Here is a 17711-nt window from a genome sequence, read left to right on the forward strand (position 1 = left end):
GAGCGGAAGGGCTCGCACTTCCTGGCCTTCCTCGGTCTCGCAGCCGCCCTGACCTGTTACAAGAAGCTCGCGAAACTCACCACGTGAGACAACCTCTTAGGGCAGCGCCTGTGTCAACGACTCTTTGGAGGGGAGTCGGACTGCGTCGCCCTTGGCGTGGGTGCGGCAGGACCAGGCTGAACTCCGCCTGCCGTCCTGTCATGCGAAGGCTCCCCGGCTGCCAGGTCCGCAAGGCGCCTCAGGCGCCAGGCGAGGACTTCGGTGAGGTTGGCGGCAGTGTCAAGTTCGCGGTGGCGGGCGGCTTGGGTGAGGAGCGCGGCGGGATCGTGGCCGGCTGCGGCGGCCTCGTTGAGGGTGACAGCGAGGGCGGGCCAGGCGGGTTCGGCGAGGATCTGCTCGGCCAGGTCGGGGAGCGCCTGGCGCACCACAGCGGCCTGCCGCTCCAAGAGCGGCCGGGCGAGGCGCCGACCCCGGTGGTGGAGCACGGTCAGCGGCTCGGCGGCTGCGGCCCGGTAGGCGAGACGGAGGTGCTCGGCTGTCTGCCGGGCGGCTTCGGCCTGCTGGGTGTGATCGCGGGTGCGGTGCCAGTGCTGGGCGGCGATGACCGCCAGCAGGAGGGCGTCGAGGACGGTCGAGAGGAGGGCTCCGTCCCTGGGTTGGGGCACGCGCAGGACGTCCTTCACCGCCCGTCGTGTGGCCTGGGTCTGCTGGTGATGGGCGCGGATGCGGGAGCGGCCGGCGCGCTCGAACGCTGTGGCTGCCTGCACCAGCTGGTGCTGGAGGCTGGCGGGTGCGACCAGGGGGAGTGCGTCGAGGGCTTCGGCGAGGACGGCGATGTGGGCCTGCCCGGCTTGGTCTTCGCCGCGGGCGAGGTGGTCGGGAGTCTGGTCGACGGTGATGGAGAGCCGACGCCAGGCCGGGGTTTCGGTTTGGTCGGCAGGCGTTGCCTCTGGGGTCAGGAGGCGTTCGGCGATCTTGGGGTAGGAGAGGTCGGTGGCGAGGGTGGAGCCGGAGAACCAGACGGGCTTGCCTTGGGCGTTGGTGTCGTCGTCGAGGGCGACCTTGTAGCCGCGGACATCTCCGGAAGGAAAGTACTGGACGTCGATGAGGGCTCCGGCCCCTTCGACGAGTCGGAAGAATTCCTCGGGGGTTGTGGCGGCCGAGACGGCGGTGCGGACGATGGTGCGCAGGTGCTCGCGAGAGGTTCGGGCGTTCCCTGTTCGATGGGCCTTCTCCTGCTCGGCGCGTGTGGGGCGTTTCGCGGCGGTGCGGTCTCCGCGCGGGACCTGCCGTAGGCCGTACTCCTTCTCGACGGCGACGAGTTCCTTGTCGGCGCGCAGGAAGTCGTTCCAGTTGCGGGGCGGGCGGAGGTCGCCCCGGACTTTGGTGGCGACGATGTGGATATGGTCGTCGGCGTGGCGGACGGCGACCCAGCGGCAGGCGTCAAGGTCGCCGGCCGGGGCGATGCCGGTGGCGTTCAGGACGCGGCGGGCGATGGTGGCCCACTCGTCGTCGGTCAGGTGGCGGTCTTCGGGGGCGGCGCGGATCGAGCAGTGCCAGATGTGGTTCTTCGGCGCCTTGGCGCCGGCCTGCTTGACCCGCAGGTCGAGGACGGCGGCGAGCTGAGCGAGGGTGGCGTCGGGATCGCGGCCGGGGTCGGGGACGAAGCCGTCGAAGGAGGCGACAAGGTGGGGGTCGGTGTGCTCGTTGGCGCGGCCGGGCCCGTAGAGGTAGTTCAGGACGCCTCGGGTCTTGTGGCCGGGCTTGACGATGTTCGCGATCAATCAGGCCGCCCGGCGGTTCGTGGCGGCCACATCCGCGGCGGCGTCGACCGCCGTGATCGTCTGCTTCACCACAGCCACGAGCCGGCGGGCCTCGGCGAGCACGGTGGCGTCCACCGGGTGTGCGTCGCCGCCGGCGTTGTAGCGGTGGGCGATCTGGTTCACGTTCGTGCCGATCCTGGTGAGCTCGGTACGCAGGGCCGCGTACTCGTCGACTAGGTCGTCGTTGACAGTGCGCCCGGCGGGCAGGGCGAGATCGCCGTTCAGGTGGGCCATGACGACGGCACCGACGAAGTGCGCGCCAGCCAGGTTGTGGCGGCGGGCCTCGGCGAGGATCACCTGCTTCTCGTCGACGCTGTAGCGGACGTCGACACGCTCTGTGCGCTGCACGTCCTGGCGGACACGGCGGCGGGCGACACGACGCAGCGCGGCTTCATCGGCGGCACGCACGGCCCCTGTCCCCGGCGTGCCCTCGCGCTGGGGACCTGCCTCCGCCACCCCCGGGGCGAAGGCTTCCGCGTTGGACCGGCCCTTGGACGGTCCAACGCCATACCTTGCTCCGCCCGGGGCAGGGACGATGTGCTCCTGCGGCGGTGCGGACCGGCCGTTCGGCTGGGGTGGGATCGTCGTGGCGGGGACGGGGCGCTGCGGGGCGGGTGTCATGTGGGGATCCTTCGGTGGGGCGGAGGGAGAGGGCGGTCCGCGTTTCGTGGATGTCTCGTTGAGGCCGGAGGCTGTCCGGAAATGCGGAAGGGATGGCTCGGTCGGTCCGGGACGGGGTGACCCGGACCGACCGGAAGCGGGTTGACCTGCGGTTATTTCCGGTCAGCGGCTCTTGACGGTTCCGGACGACTCCTTGGAGGCCGTCCCACCGAGGAGCTTCTGGAGTTCTGTGAGCCGCTCGTTGCTGATGGTGTGACCGGCGGCCCGGAGGGTTGACCGGATGGTGTCCCGGTTCTGCTTGCCCGCCATCTGCTCGACGATCCGGACGAACTCGTCGAGGTCTCCGCTCGGAGGGCGGCCGACCTTGCGCGGACGCACCGGAGGCTTGGCGTCGGGAGATGCCCAGGCAGCGGACCGGGTAGGGACGGGGTGCGGGCGGGGACGGTCTCCCTCTCGCGGGTGCTCGGTCACCACAGGTCCGACTGCCTGGAGGCGGCCGGAGTCGGCCTCACGGTTCGGCGGGGCGAGGTGCTGGTGGATCTGGCGCATGAGGACGCCGAAAGCGAGGAGCGCTGCGGTCGGTGGTACAGCGGCGACGACGTAGTCGAGGTTGGGGACGTCGGCGGGATCACGGGTGCCGGTGACGCCGGCGACGTTGAGGGCGATGGAGCCGAGGGAACCTGTGGCGGTGAGGGCGATGGCCCACCCGTCGGGCTTGTGGCGCAGGCCGGCCCGGAGCATGAGGAGTTCGCCGGCGACGACGAAGGCGTCGAGGGTGGCGGGCCAGGCCCACTTGCGGGCGGGGGAGTTGCCGAGGCCGTGTTCTCCGGCGACCTCGGCGAGGTGGGCGTAGGAGAGCCAGAAAGCGGTGGCGGTGAGGGCGAGGATCACAGCACCGGCGGCGAAGAGGGTGTATCGGTCGACGGGGTGTGGGGCAGGGGAAGACGTGCTCAAGCGGGGATGCTCCAAGGGCAGGGCAGGGCAGGGCAGGGCAGGGCAGGGCAGGGCAGGGCAGGGTGGTGAGGCGTTTGTGGCAATGGAGCCGGACGGCAGGGAGAAGGGTCGCGACTTGGCAGCTGGCGTCAGACGGTGGGTCTGGTGCGGCGGCGGTCGGGGCCGGCGAGGGTGACAGGCTCGGTCATCTGGGCCAGGCGGGAGGCGACGCGGTCACCGAGGGCCGTACGCAGGGCGTCGGTGGTGAGGTTGCTGGTGATCAGGGTGGGGCGCAGGTGCTCGTACCGGTGGTTGATCAGCCGGTAGGTGAGCTCCTCGGTCCACTCGCTGGTCTTCGCCGCGCCGAGGTCGTCCAGGAGCAGCAGCGGGCAGCGCATCAGGCTCTGCAGGTCGCGTTCGCTGTCGAACCCGGGGCGGGGGCGAAGCCGGGCGTAGAGGTCGGCGGCGGTGACGGCTTCCCAGCGCAGGCGGACCCCGGCGGCCAGCAGGCTGCGGATCGCCCCGTATGCCTGGTGGGTCTTGCCGGTGCCGGTCGGTCCGACGATCCGCAGCGAGGGGCCCTCCGCGATGCCCGGGGCGCCGGCGGGGCCGGGGCGTCCGGCGCGGGCGATCCCGTCCGCCCAGGCGGTGACCTGGGGGTGGTCGGCGAGGGCGTGCCGGTAGCGGGCGGGGATACGGGCTTCGGCCAGTTCCAGCGCGGTGACCGGCTCGGGCGCCGGTTCCTGGGCGGCGGTGTCGGGGGCGATGCCGCGTTCGGACAGGATGTCGTCGAGTCGGCTGGAGATCCGGGTGGGCTGCTGCGGATCGCGGGCGAGGGTGGCGGTCAGAGTTCACCTCCGTAGGCGGAGACATCGGTGGGGTTGGTCCACGGCCGGTGGGGAGCGGTGGTGGCCGGGGTGGCGTTCATGGCCTCGTGCACGAGGCTGGGCAGGGTGCTCGGGTGCAGGCCCTTGTCCCGGTGGAGGGTGAGGCCGACGCGGATGTGGTCCGGGGAGATGCCCTCGTCGAGGAGCTTCTTCGCCTTGCGGCCGAGATGACCGAGCACACCCTGCGGCGGGCGATGGGGGCACGCGGCGGCGTACTCGCCGATCAGATCCTTCGCCGAGACCGAGTCGGGCGCGGGGGCGCTCGCGCCCCCCAACGGGGTAGATCCTAGATCCCTGTTCCTAGGTCCTAGATCCGGACGGTGAGGGCTCGCGGAGGGTTCGGTGAGCTCTCCGTGAGGCTGCGGTGAGTGCTCACGCGATTGGTTCTGACCTGCTGATTCGCCGTTCACGGAGGGCTCGGTGAATCCTCCCGGCTGTGTCACGGAAGGCTCAGTGAGCCCTCCCGGACGACTCCCGGAAGTCTCCGCGAGGGCGCCCCGCATCTGCGGTGAGGGCTCACGCGGAATCCCGAGATCGTGCTGCGGGCACGGAGGAGTGCGGACGCCGCTGGGCCGGTTGATCTTCTGGTGCTTCGCGAAGGTGACGATGTGCAGGTACCGCTTGCCATCGGCGCCTTCGTAGCGGCAGATCAGCCCGGCGCCGTCGAGCTGGATGAGGTCGTCCTCGACCGCCTCCGGCCCGTGCTCACGGCGCAGCGGCCACAGTTGGCCGGCGATGACGGCGGCCTGGTCGCGGAACCGGCCCTGGTCGTCGGCCTGGGTGAGCAGCCCGAAGAAGGTCCGCTCGGCGGACAGCGACACCGCCGCCAGGGACTCGGACGAGAACGCCTCGGGCTTGATGGTGCGGATACGGGCGATGTCGATCGACCGCCTTTCAAAGAGAGTGGGGGAATCCGGCATCGCCGGGGTGCATGACCAACACAGCCACACCCAGTGGGAAGAAGTCCAGACCTGGCTCTGGAATTCGTTAAAACTCGCTGGCATGCCGCGTCGGCGAGTCCGGCAACTGTAGGGCCGAATTCCCGGTTGACGAAATCACCCCCGGAACTCACTTAGCGAACCGCATCGCTCACGGCAGACAGGAAATCCCTTCCGGACCGGTCGGTGCGCAAGCTACAACACCACCCATGCCGCCACGCCCCCTCGCCATCGGACCCGCCGGAAACGCCGCCGCCCACACCATCGAACGCACCCGCACCGCCCGCGGCTACTCCCAGCGCCAGCTCGCCGCCCGCGTCACCGCACTCGGCCGATCCATGACCTTCACCGCGCTCTCCCACATCGAACGCCCCGTCTGCCGCTGCGACATCGACGACCTCGTCGCCATCGCCACAGTCCTCGGAAGCACCCCGCAGACCCTCCTCGCCAGCCCCCTCACACCCCCAGGGGCGGCCGGGGCGGGCGAAATGTAACCGAAGATCCCCAGTTATGGAAATCGGGGATTCTCCGGATCATTGTGGGTCCCGGAACGCCCGCCGTACCGGTCCCTGCCAGAGTCATGCCAATTTCCTGAAAGAGAAACCTTGCGTCGATCCCCTATATCCGCCACCCGTCGCTCCGAAGAAAAGCTCACCGTCGACGAGCTCTGCGTAGAGCTCCTGATTTCCCGGTCGACCTTCTACGACTGGCGCCAGAAAGGGCGCGCTCCCCGGTGCGTGAAACTCCCGAACGGCAGCCTGCGCGTCCGCCGCAGCGACCTGGAGAACTGGCTCACCGACTGTGAGGCCGCCGCGTGACCAACCGGTCCTACAAGGTCCGGTTCCGGACGACCGAGGTCTACAAGGGGAAGCGCGGCACGACCTACACCGTGCGCTGGTCGGTCAACGGCCAGCGCCACGGAGAGACCTTTAAGACGAGCGCTGCCGCAGACTCCTTCCGTGCCACCCTCCTCGTCGCCGCCAACAACGGCGAGCCCTTCGACCAGAACACTGGCCGTCCGGTCTCCCACGCGGCGCCGGCGGCCGGGACCACCTGGTACGACTTCGCCCTGCAGTACGTCGACATGAAGTGGCCCCGGATCTCGGCGAATAACCGCATCAGCACCGCCAAAGCCCTGACCAAGGCCACGCTCGCGCTCCTGCGGACCGAGCCCGTCCAGTACGAGGGCGTCGACGTCCGCAAGGCGCTGCGCGAGTACGCCTTCAACAAGAACCGCCGCGACGAAGCCCCGCCCGAGCACCGGGCGATCCTGGCGTGGATCCGTCGCAACTCGCTGCCGATGAGCGCCTGGGAGGACAGCAAGCACATTGACGCCGTCCTCCATGCCCTCGACACCATGCTCGACGGCACGCCGGCCGCCGCCAGCTCGGCCAAGCGCTACCGCCGGATCCTGAACGTCGTGCTCAACTACGCCGTCCGCCAGAACGTCCTCCAGTCCAACCCCATGCCCAAGGGGAAGGGCGAGAACACCGCCCCGAAGACGTCCGGCGCCGTCGACAAGCGCTCCCTCCTCAACCCGCACCAGGTGGCTGCTCTGCTCACCTGGATCGCCGCCCGCCCCCGCACCGGCCACCGGCTCATGGCGTTCTTCGCGACCCTCTACTACGCGGGGCTGCGTCCCGAGGAAGCGGTCGCGCTACGGGTCGATGACGCCGTCCTCCCGGCGACCGGCTGGGGCGAGCTCCGCGTGCACACCGCCGAGCCCGAGGTCGGCAGCCACTGGACCGACGACGGCGAGGTCCACGAGACCCGCGACCTCAAGGGCCGGGCGTCCGGTGACACCCGCATCGGCCCTGTCCACCCCGCCCTGGTCGTGATCCTCCGTGCCCTCGTCGCCCGCGACGAACTCAAGCCCGGCGATCTCCTCTTCCCCGGCGAGAAGGGCGGCCTCCTCGCCGGCTCCGTCTACCGGCGGGCCTGGAGCAAGGCCCGCGAGGCCGTCCTGCCCGCGCACGAGTTCAAGTCGCTCGTTGGCAAGCGCGTGTACGACCTCCGCCACACCTGCCTCACGACCTGGCTCAACAACGGCATCCCGCCCGCCCAGGTCGCCGACTGGGCGGGCAACAGCGTCCCTGTCCTGCTCTCCACCTACGCCCGCTGCATCACCGGCCAGATCGCCGAGCTCCAGCGACGCATCGAAGGACCCCAGACACTCCCCGCAGGCGTCGGCTCCCCGGCTCCCAGGGCTGCCTCCGGTGCGCGGCGTGGTGGCTGAGGTCGTGGAACTCCGAGCCGAAGCGCTGAAGGAGAACGACCGGCTCAAGGCCGACAACGAGGTACTCGTCGGCGCACTGCACTAGGTCGTGATGGAGAACCGCCAGCTCCGCCTTCAGCTGGCCGAGAGGCCCGACAACCTCTGGGGCCTCCCGACCCAACCGCGGCCTGCAGCACGGTGAGGCCACAGGGAGACAAATCGAGCGGAGTTGTCAGAGGCGGGCGCTACCCTCAGATCTAGCTCAAAGAGGACCCCGGCGGCGTCGAGGTCGACGGGCACCGGGGTCTCTCCTGATTGGCATCTGGAACATACCTCGAACGCAACGCCGAAGGCACCCAGTGCCGCGCCGTTGTGACCACCGCCTCTCGACCTGGCACGCCGGGCCTCTCGCACACGTGAGGAAGGACCCACCAGGCAAGATGCACCTGATCAAGGCACACATCACCAACTACCGGTCCGTCGAAGACTCCGACATATTCGACATCGAGGAAGACGTCACCTGCCTCGTCGGGAAGAACGAGTCGGGCAAGACGACCCTCCTCCAGGCGCTCTTCCGGCTCAACCCCGTGGAGGCCGTCACCTTCGACGAGGTGGTCGACTTCCCCGCCCGCAAGACCCGCGAGCGGAAGCAGATCCCGGCCGGCCAGAAGATCCCCGTGGTCCGGGCCACGTTCCGCTTCGACGACGCGGAGATGAAGGCCATCGCGGAGGAGCTCGGCCCCAAGGCCATGAAGAGCCCCGAGTTCGACGTCGTCATCGGCTACCGCGACAACACCCAGACCTTCACCTTCTCCCACGACGAGTCCGAGGTCGTCAACCACCTGCGCTCCGCCTTGGACCTTCCGGCTGTAGCCGCCAAGGCCCTCGGGAGGGCGAAGACCGTCGCGGACCTCCTCGATACCTTCGACGAGCTGGATGAGCTTCCGTCCGACGCCACCGCGCTGGCCGACCGCATCCGCGGCTGGCGCAACGGCAGTCTCGGGTGTCACCTCATCGACCAGTACGCCAGCCCGTCGATGCCGAAGTTCGTCTACTTCGCGGACTACGACACGATGCCGGGCAAGGTCGCCCTGCCCGATCTGATCCGGCGGCGAGCGTCCGGAGATATCACGCGCGGTGAGCGAGCTCTGCTGAGCCTGCTGGACATGGCGGGAGTTTCGCCGGAGGAGTTCCAGGACTCCGACCAGCACGAACGGCTCATCCGGGAACTGGAGAACTCCGGCAATGTCATCTCGGACGAGGTCTTCGACTACTGGTCACAGAACACCGAGCTGGAAGTGCAGCTGAAGGTCTTGGCCCCTGAGACCGGAGCCCTGCCGCCCTTCGACGAGGGACCGATCCTCCAGGTCCGCGTCTTCAACACCCGGCACCGCGCCTCGGTGCCGTTCGACGAGCGGTCCCGCGGCTTCGTGTGGTTCTTCTCCTTCCTCGCCTACTTCAACGAGCTGGAAGCGGCGGGCAGCACTGACCTGATTCTCCTCCTGGACGAGCCCGGCTTGTCCCTTCATGGCCGGGCCCAGGAGGACCTGCTCCGTCTCATCGACGAGCGCCTTGCCCCCAAGCACCAGGTCCTCTACACCACCCACTCCCCGTTCATGGTCGACCCCGACAACCTCCAGAGGGTCAGGACGGTCATGGACTTGGAGCGCGGCGGAGCGAAGGTCTCCTCGGAGATCTTCAAGGCCGACGAGGACACCGCCTTCCCGCTCCTGACCGCGATGGGTGTCGAGATGACCCAGACGCTGTTTGTGGGCGAGCACACCCTGCTCCTCGAAGGCCCGAGCGACCTGATCTACCTCGATGTCCTCACCGACGTCGCCGAGGCAAACGGCTCCACCGGACTCGATCCTCGCTGGGTGAAGACCCCCATCGGTGGCTCCGGCAAGCTGTCTACCTTCGTGACCCTGCTGGGCGCGAACAAGCTGAACGTCGCCGTCCTTGTCGACTCCAGCACCAAGGACGTCGGGGCCGTTCAGCGCCTCCGAGACAACGACCAGCTTGCCAAGAACGGCCTCGTCGAGATCAGCGAGTTCACCGGCACGGGTGATGCAGATGTCGAGGACCTGTTCGACCGCGACTTCTACCTCGACCTCGTCAACCGTGCCTACGCGGACCAGCTCACCACCCCGATCGACACCGCGGAACTCAACGCCAAGGACCCCCGCGTCGTCCGGCAGATCGAGACGGTGTTCAAGAAGCGCAAGATTGCCACTCGGTTCAACCACTACAAGCCGGCTGCCGTTCTCCTCCGCGAACAGGCAGCGCTCGCTCCGCGCATCGACGCGGCAACGATCACGCGCGCCGACCAGCTGTTCACGCGACTCAACTCCCTGCTCCCCAAGCGCTAGATGAACCGAGGGTAGGAGAGGATCTGGCCTGGCCGGGGCGTCGCTGCGTACCGGCCAGGCGCAGGGCCGCCACGTACTCGTCGATCACCTCGTCCGCCTCGGTCCCTTCCCATGTCGGAAGCAGCGCCTCTGGGATGAGCGCGTAGCGGGCGAAGCCGGTGCTGGCGAGCCAGGTGGTCATGCGGCGGATCATCACGCCCACAGCCGACAGGCGCTGAGAGGGCCGCGATACCGGATCAGAGAGGCTCGGCCACGGCCGGGCCCCTCTGCCGTGCCAGTTCGCCGGAGGCAGACAGGGAAGAAGCCCGAGGGACTGGAGACGTCCCTGCGGCCATGTCAACGTAGACGACCGCCCAGAACCTCAGCCGCATGGAGGCGCCCTGTACCGACAGCACCACGATGACTCCTTCCTCCCCGACCCGATCTACTGGGTCACCCCTCGCCACCTGGCAGGCGACGACGAGGCTCTCGCCGACCAGGTGGGCGTGGTCCTCACGTCCGCAGGCTGGCGGATGTGGCCGACCGCCCGTGACACCCTCCTCTACACAAGCCCCGACGGGCTGTGCGGCGCCGAGTGGACGCGCGCCGCCTGCTCCTTCGAACTGGGAGACCTTCCGGTTGCCTGGCAGGTCTCGGCTCGGACCTGTCCGACCAGCGCGCTGGCGGAATGGAACGCGTACTTCACCGCCGGCGCCCCCCCATGAGGCGCTGACCGACTTCCTTCTCGCCCTCGACGCCCGTACGGAACTGGCGGTCTCCTTCTACGGCCCCGAGACGTCGTAGCGGCGGTCTGCGCCCAGGGGTGGGCTCACGATATCGACCGTCCGCACAGTGCCGCCCTCGCTCCCGGACTCTCGGCCGGCATCTCCTTGAAGGAGGTGCCCCCGCTCGTCCGCGATGCCGACCCGCGGCCCGAAAGGTTCGGCTGGCAGGCGTGGGCAGAGCCCGTCGTCGGGGATCCGTACCTGTGGTGCACCAGCTTCAGCAGCAGCGTGCCGCATGACCTCGTCGCGATCTTCGCCTCCTCGCTCGCCTCGCCGTACCCCGTGCAGTGTTCCTGCCTGCCCGCGGGAGTCGAGGGACGACTGACGGTCGTCCGGCCCGGGGTTGACCGACAGGGAAGAGCGAGTGGGGCGGAGTGAAGCGGGCAGTGGGCGGCCTAAAACTTCGGGCCGTTTTCGGGCCGAACGGTCGCCGGAGGCCGCCCTTGGCCGGTTTCAGCCGGACAGATCAAGCCATCCACGGGCCGCCCCAGGCGCCCCCACCGCCGGACCGAAAACCACCCCTGACCAGTAGAAAGGACCCTCCCGAGGGAGGGTCCCGATCTTGCGCCCCCGGCAGGACTCGAACCTGCGGCCAAGTGCTTAGAAGGCACCTGCTCTATCCACTGAGCTACGGGGGCCGGGTGGTGGCCGTGTGGCCAGGAGCCCCTGGTGGGTGGGGTGTGGCCTGCCGGGACAAGGATAGGGCTCCGATCGCCTTGGCCCGGTTGCTTCACCTGCGTGGCACGATGTGTAGGTTCGGTGAAGCGGAACGATAATCGCAGGCAGGTGCGATTCGCGCAGCGCTTTTCGCATCGCTCGGGGCGGGTGTTGTGCACTCGTTATGCCCCGTCTTCCGGTCACCGCCCTTTTCTTCGGCGCGCAGGGCCCCCATACGCTTCAAAAACACTCATAAATTGGGCATTCTTCGCATGTGGTGACCTTGGACGAACGGCCTCAGCTGATCGACGCACTCTCCGCCCTGCGCGACCGTGTCGCCGCCGTGCGTCTCCCACTCCCCCTCCCCGGCGCGGACCGCGCCCGCCAGAACCGGGTCGAGCTGCTCGCCCAACTCGACGACTACCTGGTGCCACGGCTGAAGGACCCCGACGCCCCGCTCCTCGCCGTCGTCGGGGGATCCACCGGGGCCGGGAAGTCCACGCTCGTCAACTCCCTTGTGGGACGGCGCGTCAGCGAGGCCGGTGTGCTCAGGCCCACCACCCGCACCCCCGTCCTCGTCTGCCACCCCGAGGACCACCACTGGTTCGCCGGCATGCGGGTCCTCCCGCAGCTCACCCGCGTCTGGCTGCCCCAGGCCGACGAGGACCACCCCGTCGACGAGCCCGCCCCCGAGGACAACGCCCTCCGCGTCGAGACCTCCTCCTCCCTGCCCCGGGGCCTCGCCCTGCTCGACGCCCCCGACATCGACTCCCTCGTCGTCGAGAACCGCCTCCTCGCCGCCGAGTTGATCTGCGCCGCCGACATCTGGGTCATGGTCACCACCGCCTCCCGGTACGCCGACGCCGTCCCCTGGCACCTGCTCCGTACCGCCAAGGAGTACGACGCCACCCTCGTCACCGTCCTCGACCGCGTCCCCCACCAGGTCATCGGCGAGGTCTCCCGCCATTACGGCGCCCTGCTCGACCGGGCCGGGCTCGGCGACGTGCCCCGCTTCACCATTCCCGAACTGCCCGAGTCGACCGGCGGCGGCAGCGGGCTGCTGCCCGACAGCGCCGTCGCCGCCCTCCGCGGCTGGCTCGCCCACCGCGCCGAGGACCCAGCCGCCCACCAGCAGGCCGCCGACCGGACCGCCTTCGGCGTCATCGACTCCCTCGACACCCGGCTGCCCGAGCTGGCCGGCGCGGTCTCCGCCCAGTACGCCGCCGCCGTCCGCCTCGGCGGCGTCGTCGAGGCCGCCTACCGCGAGCAGGGCAGACGGGTGCGCAAACAGCTCGGCCGCGGCGCCGTCCTCGCCGGCGACGCCCGCGCCCGCTGGCGCGCCTACCCCCGCGACAGCACCGCCGACGAACTCCTGGACGCCCTCGCCGAGTCCCTCGCCGCCCTCCTCCACTGCGCGGTCTCCGCCGCCGAGGAGCGGGTGCGGGACGGCTGGCGCCACGAGCCCGCCGCCGAGGCCCTCGGCCCGGTGCGGACCTGCGCCGACCGGGAGACCGGGGAGCGGATCGGCGTCGAGGTGCGCCGCTGGCGCCGCGAACTGGAGGAACTGGCCGACGAGGAGGTACGGACCGTGGAGCGCCCCGCCGGAGCCCGCGGCGCCCTGCCCGAGGCCGACACCGTGGCCGCCCTCCTCGCCGCCTCCCTCCTCGGCGGCCGCCGCACCCGGCCCGCCGGCGAACGCCTCGCCGAACTCCTCGGCGCCCAGGTCGCCCTGCGCCTGCGCGACAAGGGCGGCGAACTGGTCCTCGCGTACGTCGACCGCGCCCTGCACGCCGAACGCGACCGGCGCCTCGCCCCCCTCGACGCGCTCGACGTGACCCCCGAGCCGCAGGCGGAGCTGATCGCCGCGCTCTCCGTACTGCAGAAGGAGAAGTGACGTGCAGCTGGAAGACGGCCGCAAGAGGGGCCCCCGCCCCGACCGCGAGCGCGGTCCCGACCGTGACCGTGCGTTCGAGAAGGATCGTGACCCCGAGCCCGGGCCCGAGCGCGGGCGCTGGGACGACGGGCTGATCGCACGCCGTGCGAGCGAACGCGCCGCCGCACTCGAAGACGGCCCCGAGGGGGATCTCACGGGGATGCCCGGGGGAGGCGGGACCGGGCTCGACGAGGACGCCCCGGCCTCCTTCGGCGGGCACTACGGCCGCCCCCTCCGCAACCGCCTCGACGCCCTCCACGAGCTCGTCGGCCTTTCACGCGCGCGCGTGGAGAGCGACGCCCTCGCCGAGGCCGGGCGCGTCCTCGACGAGGCCGCCGCCCGCCAGCGGCTCTCCTCCCGGCACACCGTCATCGCCCTCGCCGGCCCCACCGGAAGCGGCAAGTCCACCCTCTTCAACGCCCTCGCCGGCGTCGCCGTCTCCGAGACCGGCCTGCGCCGCCCCACCACCGCCGCGCCCATCGCGCTCAGCTGGTCCGAGGGCGCCGCCGGACTCCTCGACCGGCTCGCCATCCCCAACCGGCTGCGCCGCCGGCCCCTCGCGGGCGGCACGGGCGACACCGGACTCCAGGGCCTCGTCCTCGTCGACCTGCCCGACCACGACTCGGCCGTCACCGCCCACCGCGACCAGGTCGACCGGGTCCTCGGCCTCGTCGACGCCGTCATCTGGGTCGTCGACCCCGAGAAGTACGCCGACGCCGCCCTCCACGAGCGCTACCTCCGCCCCCTCGCCGGGCACGCCGAGGTCACCTTCGTCGTCCTCAACCAGATCGACCGGCTCGGCACCGAGGCCGCCGACCTCGTCCTCGACGACCTGCGCCGCCTCCTCGACGAGGACGGCGTGGCCCTCGGCGAGCACGGCGAACCCGGCGCGACCGTCCTCGCCCTCTCCGCCCTGACCGGTGAGGGCGTCCCCGAACTGCGCGAACTCCTCGCCGGCTTCGTCCAGGAGAAGACCGCTCCCGAACGCCGCCTCTCCGCCGACATCGACGCCGCCGCCGCCAAGCTGCGCCCCGCCTACGTCGCCGAAGGGCGCGCGGGCCTCGACGAACGCTCCCGGGACGCCTTCACCGACCGCCTCGCGGCCGCCGTCGGCGCCCAGGCCGCCGGCGAGGCCGCCGAGCGGGTCTGGCGCCGGGGCGCCATCCGCGCCTGCGGCACCCCCTGGCTGCGCCTCTACCGCTGGTACGAGCGCAAGCGCGCGCACGGCTCCACGGACCCGCACCTCACGCCCCCGGCCGAGGAGGAGCTGACGGCACGCCAGCGCGTGGAGCAGGCCGTACGGATCGTCGCCGACGACGCCTCCCGCGGGCTGCCCGCCCCGTGGGCGCAGGCCGTGCGCGAGGCGGCGACGCGCGGGGCGGACGGCCTCCCCGAGGCCCTGGACGAGCTGACCGTCTCCCTCGGCGACCCGGCGGCCCGGCCGCCCCGCCCCGCCTGGTGGCCCGCGGCCGTCCTCGCCCAGGTCGTGATGACGCTCCTCCAGGTCTTCGGCGCGCTCTGGCTGGTGGGGCAGATCCTCGGCGTCGTGGAGCCCGGACTCCTCCCGCCGGTCCTCGTGATGCTCGCCGGCATCGTGGGCGGCCCGCTCGTCGAATGGGCTTGCGAGGGCGCGGTCAAGGGCCCGGCGCGCCGGTACGGGCAGGAGGCCGAACGCCGCCTGCGCGGGGCGGCCGCCGCCTGCGGCCGGGCCCGGGTGCTCGATCCGGTGGCGGCCGAGCTGGTGCGCTACCGGGAGGTGCGCGAGCAGTACGCGACGGTGGTGGGCACGCGCCCGTCGGCGCGCGTCATGGGCGCGTCGGCCCGCGTCGTCGGCGGACACCGCTCCGGTACGAGGCGGCTGGGCGCCCCCGCCCCGCTTCCCCTGCCCGTTCTCACCCTCCCGGGTAAGGGAGTTGTCCACTGTTACGGGCTTTTCCACAGGCTCCGGCGGGATTTTCGGATTCGCCCCACCATGAGGTCGAAAGGGCGCCCGGCCGAAGGGCGTCCGGCGGAACGAATGGGGGCGGGACCGTGAACGAGACGACCGTGACGCTCGTCGGCAACGTGGCGACGGCGGTGGAGTACCGGGAGACGGCGACGGGCGGGGTGGCCCGGTTCCGGTTCGCGGTGACCGCGCGCCGCTGGGACCGGGAGCGGGGCCTCTGGTCCGACGGGAGCACCAGCTTCTACACGGTGTCGGCCTGGCGCTCCCTGGGGGCCAATCTCGCGGCCTCGGTGTCGGTCGGGGAACCGCTGGTGGTGCACGGCCGGTTGAGGGTGCGGGAGGACGAGCGCGAAGGACAGCGCAAGACCTTCGTGGACGTGGACGCGCTGGCCGTGGGCCACGACCTGAGCCGGGGGACGGCGGCCTTCCGGCGCGCGGCGCGGGCCGAGTCCCGGGCGCGGCCGGACCGGGAACCGCCCTCCGCCACCGGGCCCGTGCTCGGACCGGCGCCGGAGGACGACCCGTGGACGGAGGCGGTGGCGGGAATGGTGACGGAAGCGGCGGCTGTGGTGGAAGTGATGGAAGTGGCGAAAGTGGCGGCGATGACGACGGCGGTGGCCGGAACGGCGCCCTCCGGGGAGGAAATCGGCGGAAAAGGCAAGGAAACGAGCGCGGAACACCGGCTGGTAACCGCGTCCTGACCTTGTGTCGTGGCGATTTGTCGACCAACTCACCGCACGTGATAACGATTCCGAGACGGAATGGTTGTCTGACCGTATGGCCGGGCACCGGGGGCTTTCGCGTCCCTAGGATTCCCGGGTACTCATGTGGCACGTGAGCCCATCGAGTCTGTGAGTCTGTTGGCGTGCGCTCCCCCCACGCGGAACAACGCTGTTCGCGGAGTGGCTCGCCCGGAGGGGAATCCAATGTTTTCAGTTCGTGGGCGGGGCACTGCGCGCCGCCTCGCCGCCGCCACCCTCGTCTCGGGGCTCGTAGCCGCCGGCACGATCGCGATGGCCGGTCCGGCTCTGGCCGATGACGCCCCGGGCGCCGGTGGCGTCAAGGCGAAGCTCGGCAGCCTGTCCAAGGAGGAGTCCGGCGGCGTCGAGATCTCCGAGAAGAACGGATCCAAGTGGTCCGTCCGGGGCGGTCTCTTCAACATGCAGGTCGAGGGCGGCGGCTCCCTCTTCACCTACTGCATCGACCTCCGCACCCCGGCGAAGCACGACTTCGACTACAAGGAGGTCGGCTGGGACCAGTCGTCCCTCCACGACAACGAGGACGCCGGCAAGATCCTCTGGATCCTGGAGAACGGCTACCCGAAGCTCTCCACCAAGGACCTCGGCGAGAAGGTCGGCGCCGACCTCTCCAAGAGCGAGGCCGCCGCGGGCACCCAGGCCGCGATCTGGACCCTCTCGGACGACGTCACGGCCACGCCGAAGGAGGCGGACGCCCAGAAGCTGACCGCGTACCTGCTGGCGAACGCCAAGAAGCTCGAGGAGCCCAAGCCCTCCCTGAGCCTCACCCCGTCCTCCGTCGCCGGCAAGTCCGGTGAGAAGCTCGGCCCGATCACGGTCAACACCAACGTCGCGAACGACGGCGTCAAGGTCGCGGCCGTTCCCGGCATCGCCGCCGGCGTCAAGATCGTCAACAAGGCCGGTGCGCCCGTCACCACCGCCTCCAACGGCGACGAGATCTTCTTCGACGTTCCCGCCGGCACCGCCGACGGCACCGCCGAGCTGGGCGTCGAGGCCACCACGAAGGTTCAGCTGGGCCGCGCCTTCGTCTCCATCGACGGCCCGTCGCAGACCCTGATCCTGGCCGGCTCCAGCGACTCCACCGTCACCGCCAAGGCCACCGCGGCCTGGGCGAAGAAGGGCGTCATCCCGGCCGTCACGGTCGCCAAGGACTGCGCCAAGGGCGGCCTGGAGGTCATCGCCTCCAACGAGGGCGACGAGGACTGGACCTTCGACCTGAAGGGCACCTCCTACACCGTCGCCGGTGGCGAGACCAAGACCATCCCGGTCAAGCTCGCCGAGGACGAGGCGTACAACTTCACCATCACCGGCCCGAACGGCTTCGAGCAGACCTTCGAGGGCGTCCTGGACTGCGAGACGGCCACCCCCGGCCCGAAGCCCTCCGAGACCACCCCCACCACGGAGCCCTCCACCCCGGCCTCTCCCTCCCCGTCCACCACGGGCGGCACCACCGGTGACACCACGGGCGGCACCACCGGCGGCGACACCGCGGGCGGCACCACCGGCACCACCGGCGGCGGCGACCTCGCCGAGACCGGCAGCTCCAACGCCACCCCGATGATCGCCGGCATCGCCGCCGCGCTCGTCGTGATCGGCGGCGGCGCGGTCTTCTTCCTCCGCAAGAAGAAGGCCGCCGGCCACTGAGCCGAGGCCGCGGGGGCCGGGCCACGCGCCCGGCCCCGGGCCGAAGCACCACCCGCGGAGTGAGGTGCGTCACACGACGCCCTCCCCGTGAACCCCGCACGACCCCGGACCGCGCCCGCGGCCGGGGTCGTCGCACGTCCGGGCCGCACGCCCGGCCCCCGAAACCCCCGTACCGGCCCCGCCCGCACCGGGCTCCCGCCCCCGTGCACCCGGCCGCCGGTCCC

The 17711-nt window shown here is 70.9% G+C and carries 15 protein-coding genes, 1 tRNA gene and 1 pseudogene; 10 read left to right on the forward strand and 7 right to left on the reverse strand.

Going from position 1 to position 17711, the window contains the following annotated elements; all coding sequences use genetic code 11:
* Positions 1 to 113: 113 nt before the first annotated feature.
* From ADL08_RS30715 to ADL08_RS30735, 5 genes are all read right to left on the reverse strand, one after another.
* Positions 114 to 1784 (reverse strand): relaxase/mobilization nuclease domain-containing protein, encoded by a 1671-nt coding sequence (locus ADL08_RS30715; RefSeq protein ID WP_053648776.1) that lies wholly within the window; start codon positions 1782 to 1784, stop codon positions 114 to 116.
* Positions 1785 to 2231: a plasmid mobilization relaxosome protein MobC gene (mobC, locus tag ADL08_RS30720; protein ID WP_324610449.1), complete on the reverse strand. Its 447-nt coding sequence runs from the start codon at positions 2229 to 2231 to the stop codon at positions 1785 to 1787.
* A gap of 375 nt (positions 2232 to 2606) precedes the next feature.
* Positions 2607 to 3398, reverse strand: coding sequence for a DUF2637 domain-containing protein (locus ADL08_RS30725; protein WP_053648779.1), 792 nt, complete (start codon positions 3396 to 3398; stop codon positions 2607 to 2609).
* A 128-nt stretch (positions 3399 to 3526) separates the two neighbouring features.
* Positions 3527 to 4225 (reverse strand): ATP-binding protein, encoded by a 699-nt coding sequence (locus ADL08_RS30730; protein ID WP_078968361.1) that lies wholly within the window; start codon positions 4223 to 4225, stop codon positions 3527 to 3529.
* Complete coding sequence (locus tag ADL08_RS30735; RefSeq protein WP_053648812.1) at positions 4222 to 5142, reverse strand: hypothetical protein; 921 nt, start codon at positions 5140 to 5142, stop codon at positions 4222 to 4224. The genes ADL08_RS30730 and ADL08_RS30735 overlap by 4 nt, the downstream gene beginning before the upstream one ends.
* Positions 5143 to 5411: 269 nt before the next feature.
* Between ADL08_RS30735 and ADL08_RS30740 the strand changes: the two genes are divergently transcribed.
* From ADL08_RS30740 to ADL08_RS30755, 4 genes are all read left to right on the forward strand, one after another.
* Positions 5412 to 5696, forward strand: a complete 285-nt coding sequence (locus ADL08_RS30740) for a helix-turn-helix domain-containing protein (RefSeq protein ID WP_053648783.1) — start codon at positions 5412 to 5414, stop codon at positions 5694 to 5696.
* Positions 5697 to 5807: 111 nt separating this feature from the next.
* Positions 5808 to 6020, forward strand: coding sequence for a helix-turn-helix transcriptional regulator (locus ADL08_RS30745; RefSeq protein ID WP_420710544.1), 213 nt, complete (start codon positions 5808 to 5810; stop codon positions 6018 to 6020).
* Positions 6017 to 7438, forward strand: coding sequence for a tyrosine-type recombinase/integrase (locus ADL08_RS30750; RefSeq protein WP_053648785.1), 1422 nt, complete (start codon positions 6017 to 6019; stop codon positions 7436 to 7438). Before ADL08_RS30745 ends, ADL08_RS30750 begins: the two co-directional genes overlap by 4 nt.
* Positions 7439 to 7857: 419 nt before the next feature.
* Positions 7858 to 9786 carry an ATP-dependent nuclease gene (locus tag ADL08_RS30755; protein WP_053648787.1) on the forward strand — a complete coding sequence of 643 codons (1929 nt, stop codon included), beginning with the start codon at positions 7858 to 7860 and terminating at the stop codon, positions 9784 to 9786.
* On the opposite strand, the gene ADL08_RS37405 is transcribed toward ADL08_RS30755, so the two are convergent.
* Positions 9761 to 9967: a hypothetical protein gene (locus tag ADL08_RS37405; RefSeq protein WP_159043113.1), complete on the reverse strand. Its 207-nt coding sequence runs from the start codon at positions 9965 to 9967 to the stop codon at positions 9761 to 9763. The genes ADL08_RS30755 and ADL08_RS37405 overlap by 26 nt on opposite strands.
* Positions 9968 to 10298: 331 nt before the next feature.
* On the opposite strand from ADL08_RS37405, the gene ADL08_RS39075 reads away from it, so the two are divergent.
* On the forward strand, positions 10299 to 10490 hold the full coding sequence (locus ADL08_RS39075; protein WP_324610450.1) for a DUF317 domain-containing protein: 192 nt from the start codon (positions 10299 to 10301) through the stop codon (positions 10488 to 10490).
* 174 nt (positions 10491 to 10664) lie between these two features.
* Entirely contained in the window at positions 10665 to 10928 is a 264-nt protein-coding gene (locus tag ADL08_RS39080; RefSeq protein ID WP_324610448.1) for a DUF317 domain-containing protein, read from the forward strand.
* A 187-nt stretch (positions 10929 to 11115) separates the two neighbouring features.
* Here ADL08_RS39080 and ADL08_RS30765 read toward each other — a convergent pair.
* Positions 11116 to 11188, reverse strand: a tRNA-Arg gene (locus ADL08_RS30765).
* Between the two features lie 302 nt (positions 11189 to 11490).
* Between ADL08_RS30765 and ADL08_RS30770 the strand changes: the two genes are divergently transcribed.
* The 4 genes and pseudogenes from ADL08_RS30770 to ADL08_RS30785 all read left to right on the forward strand — a co-directional run bounded on the left by ADL08_RS30770 (position 11491) and on the right by ADL08_RS30785 (position 17487).
* Positions 11491 to 13101, forward strand: coding sequence for a dynamin family protein (locus tag ADL08_RS30770; RefSeq protein ID WP_053648789.1), 1611 nt, complete (start codon positions 11491 to 11493; stop codon positions 13099 to 13101).
* 199 nt (positions 13102 to 13300) lie between these two features.
* Positions 13301 to 15175 carry a GTPase gene (locus ADL08_RS30775; RefSeq protein WP_420710545.1) on the forward strand — a complete coding sequence of 625 codons (1875 nt, stop codon included), beginning with the start codon at positions 13301 to 13303 and terminating at the stop codon, positions 15173 to 15175.
* Positions 15172 to 15534 (forward strand): annotated as a pseudogene (locus tag ADL08_RS39265) (single-stranded DNA-binding protein); the annotation flags it as partial. The gene ADL08_RS30775 and the pseudogene ADL08_RS39265, both read left to right, overlap by 4 nt.
* A gap of 477 nt (positions 15535 to 16011) precedes the next feature.
* Positions 16012 to 17487, forward strand: coding sequence for an LAETG motif-containing sortase-dependent surface protein (locus tag ADL08_RS30785; protein ID WP_053648790.1), 1476 nt, complete (start codon positions 16012 to 16014; stop codon positions 17485 to 17487).
* Positions 17488 to 17711: the final 224 nt, after the last annotated feature.

Source organism: Streptomyces sp. NRRL F-6492, assembly GCF_001280125.1.
GTDB lineage: Bacteria > Actinomycetota > Actinomycetes > Streptomycetales > Streptomycetaceae > Streptomyces.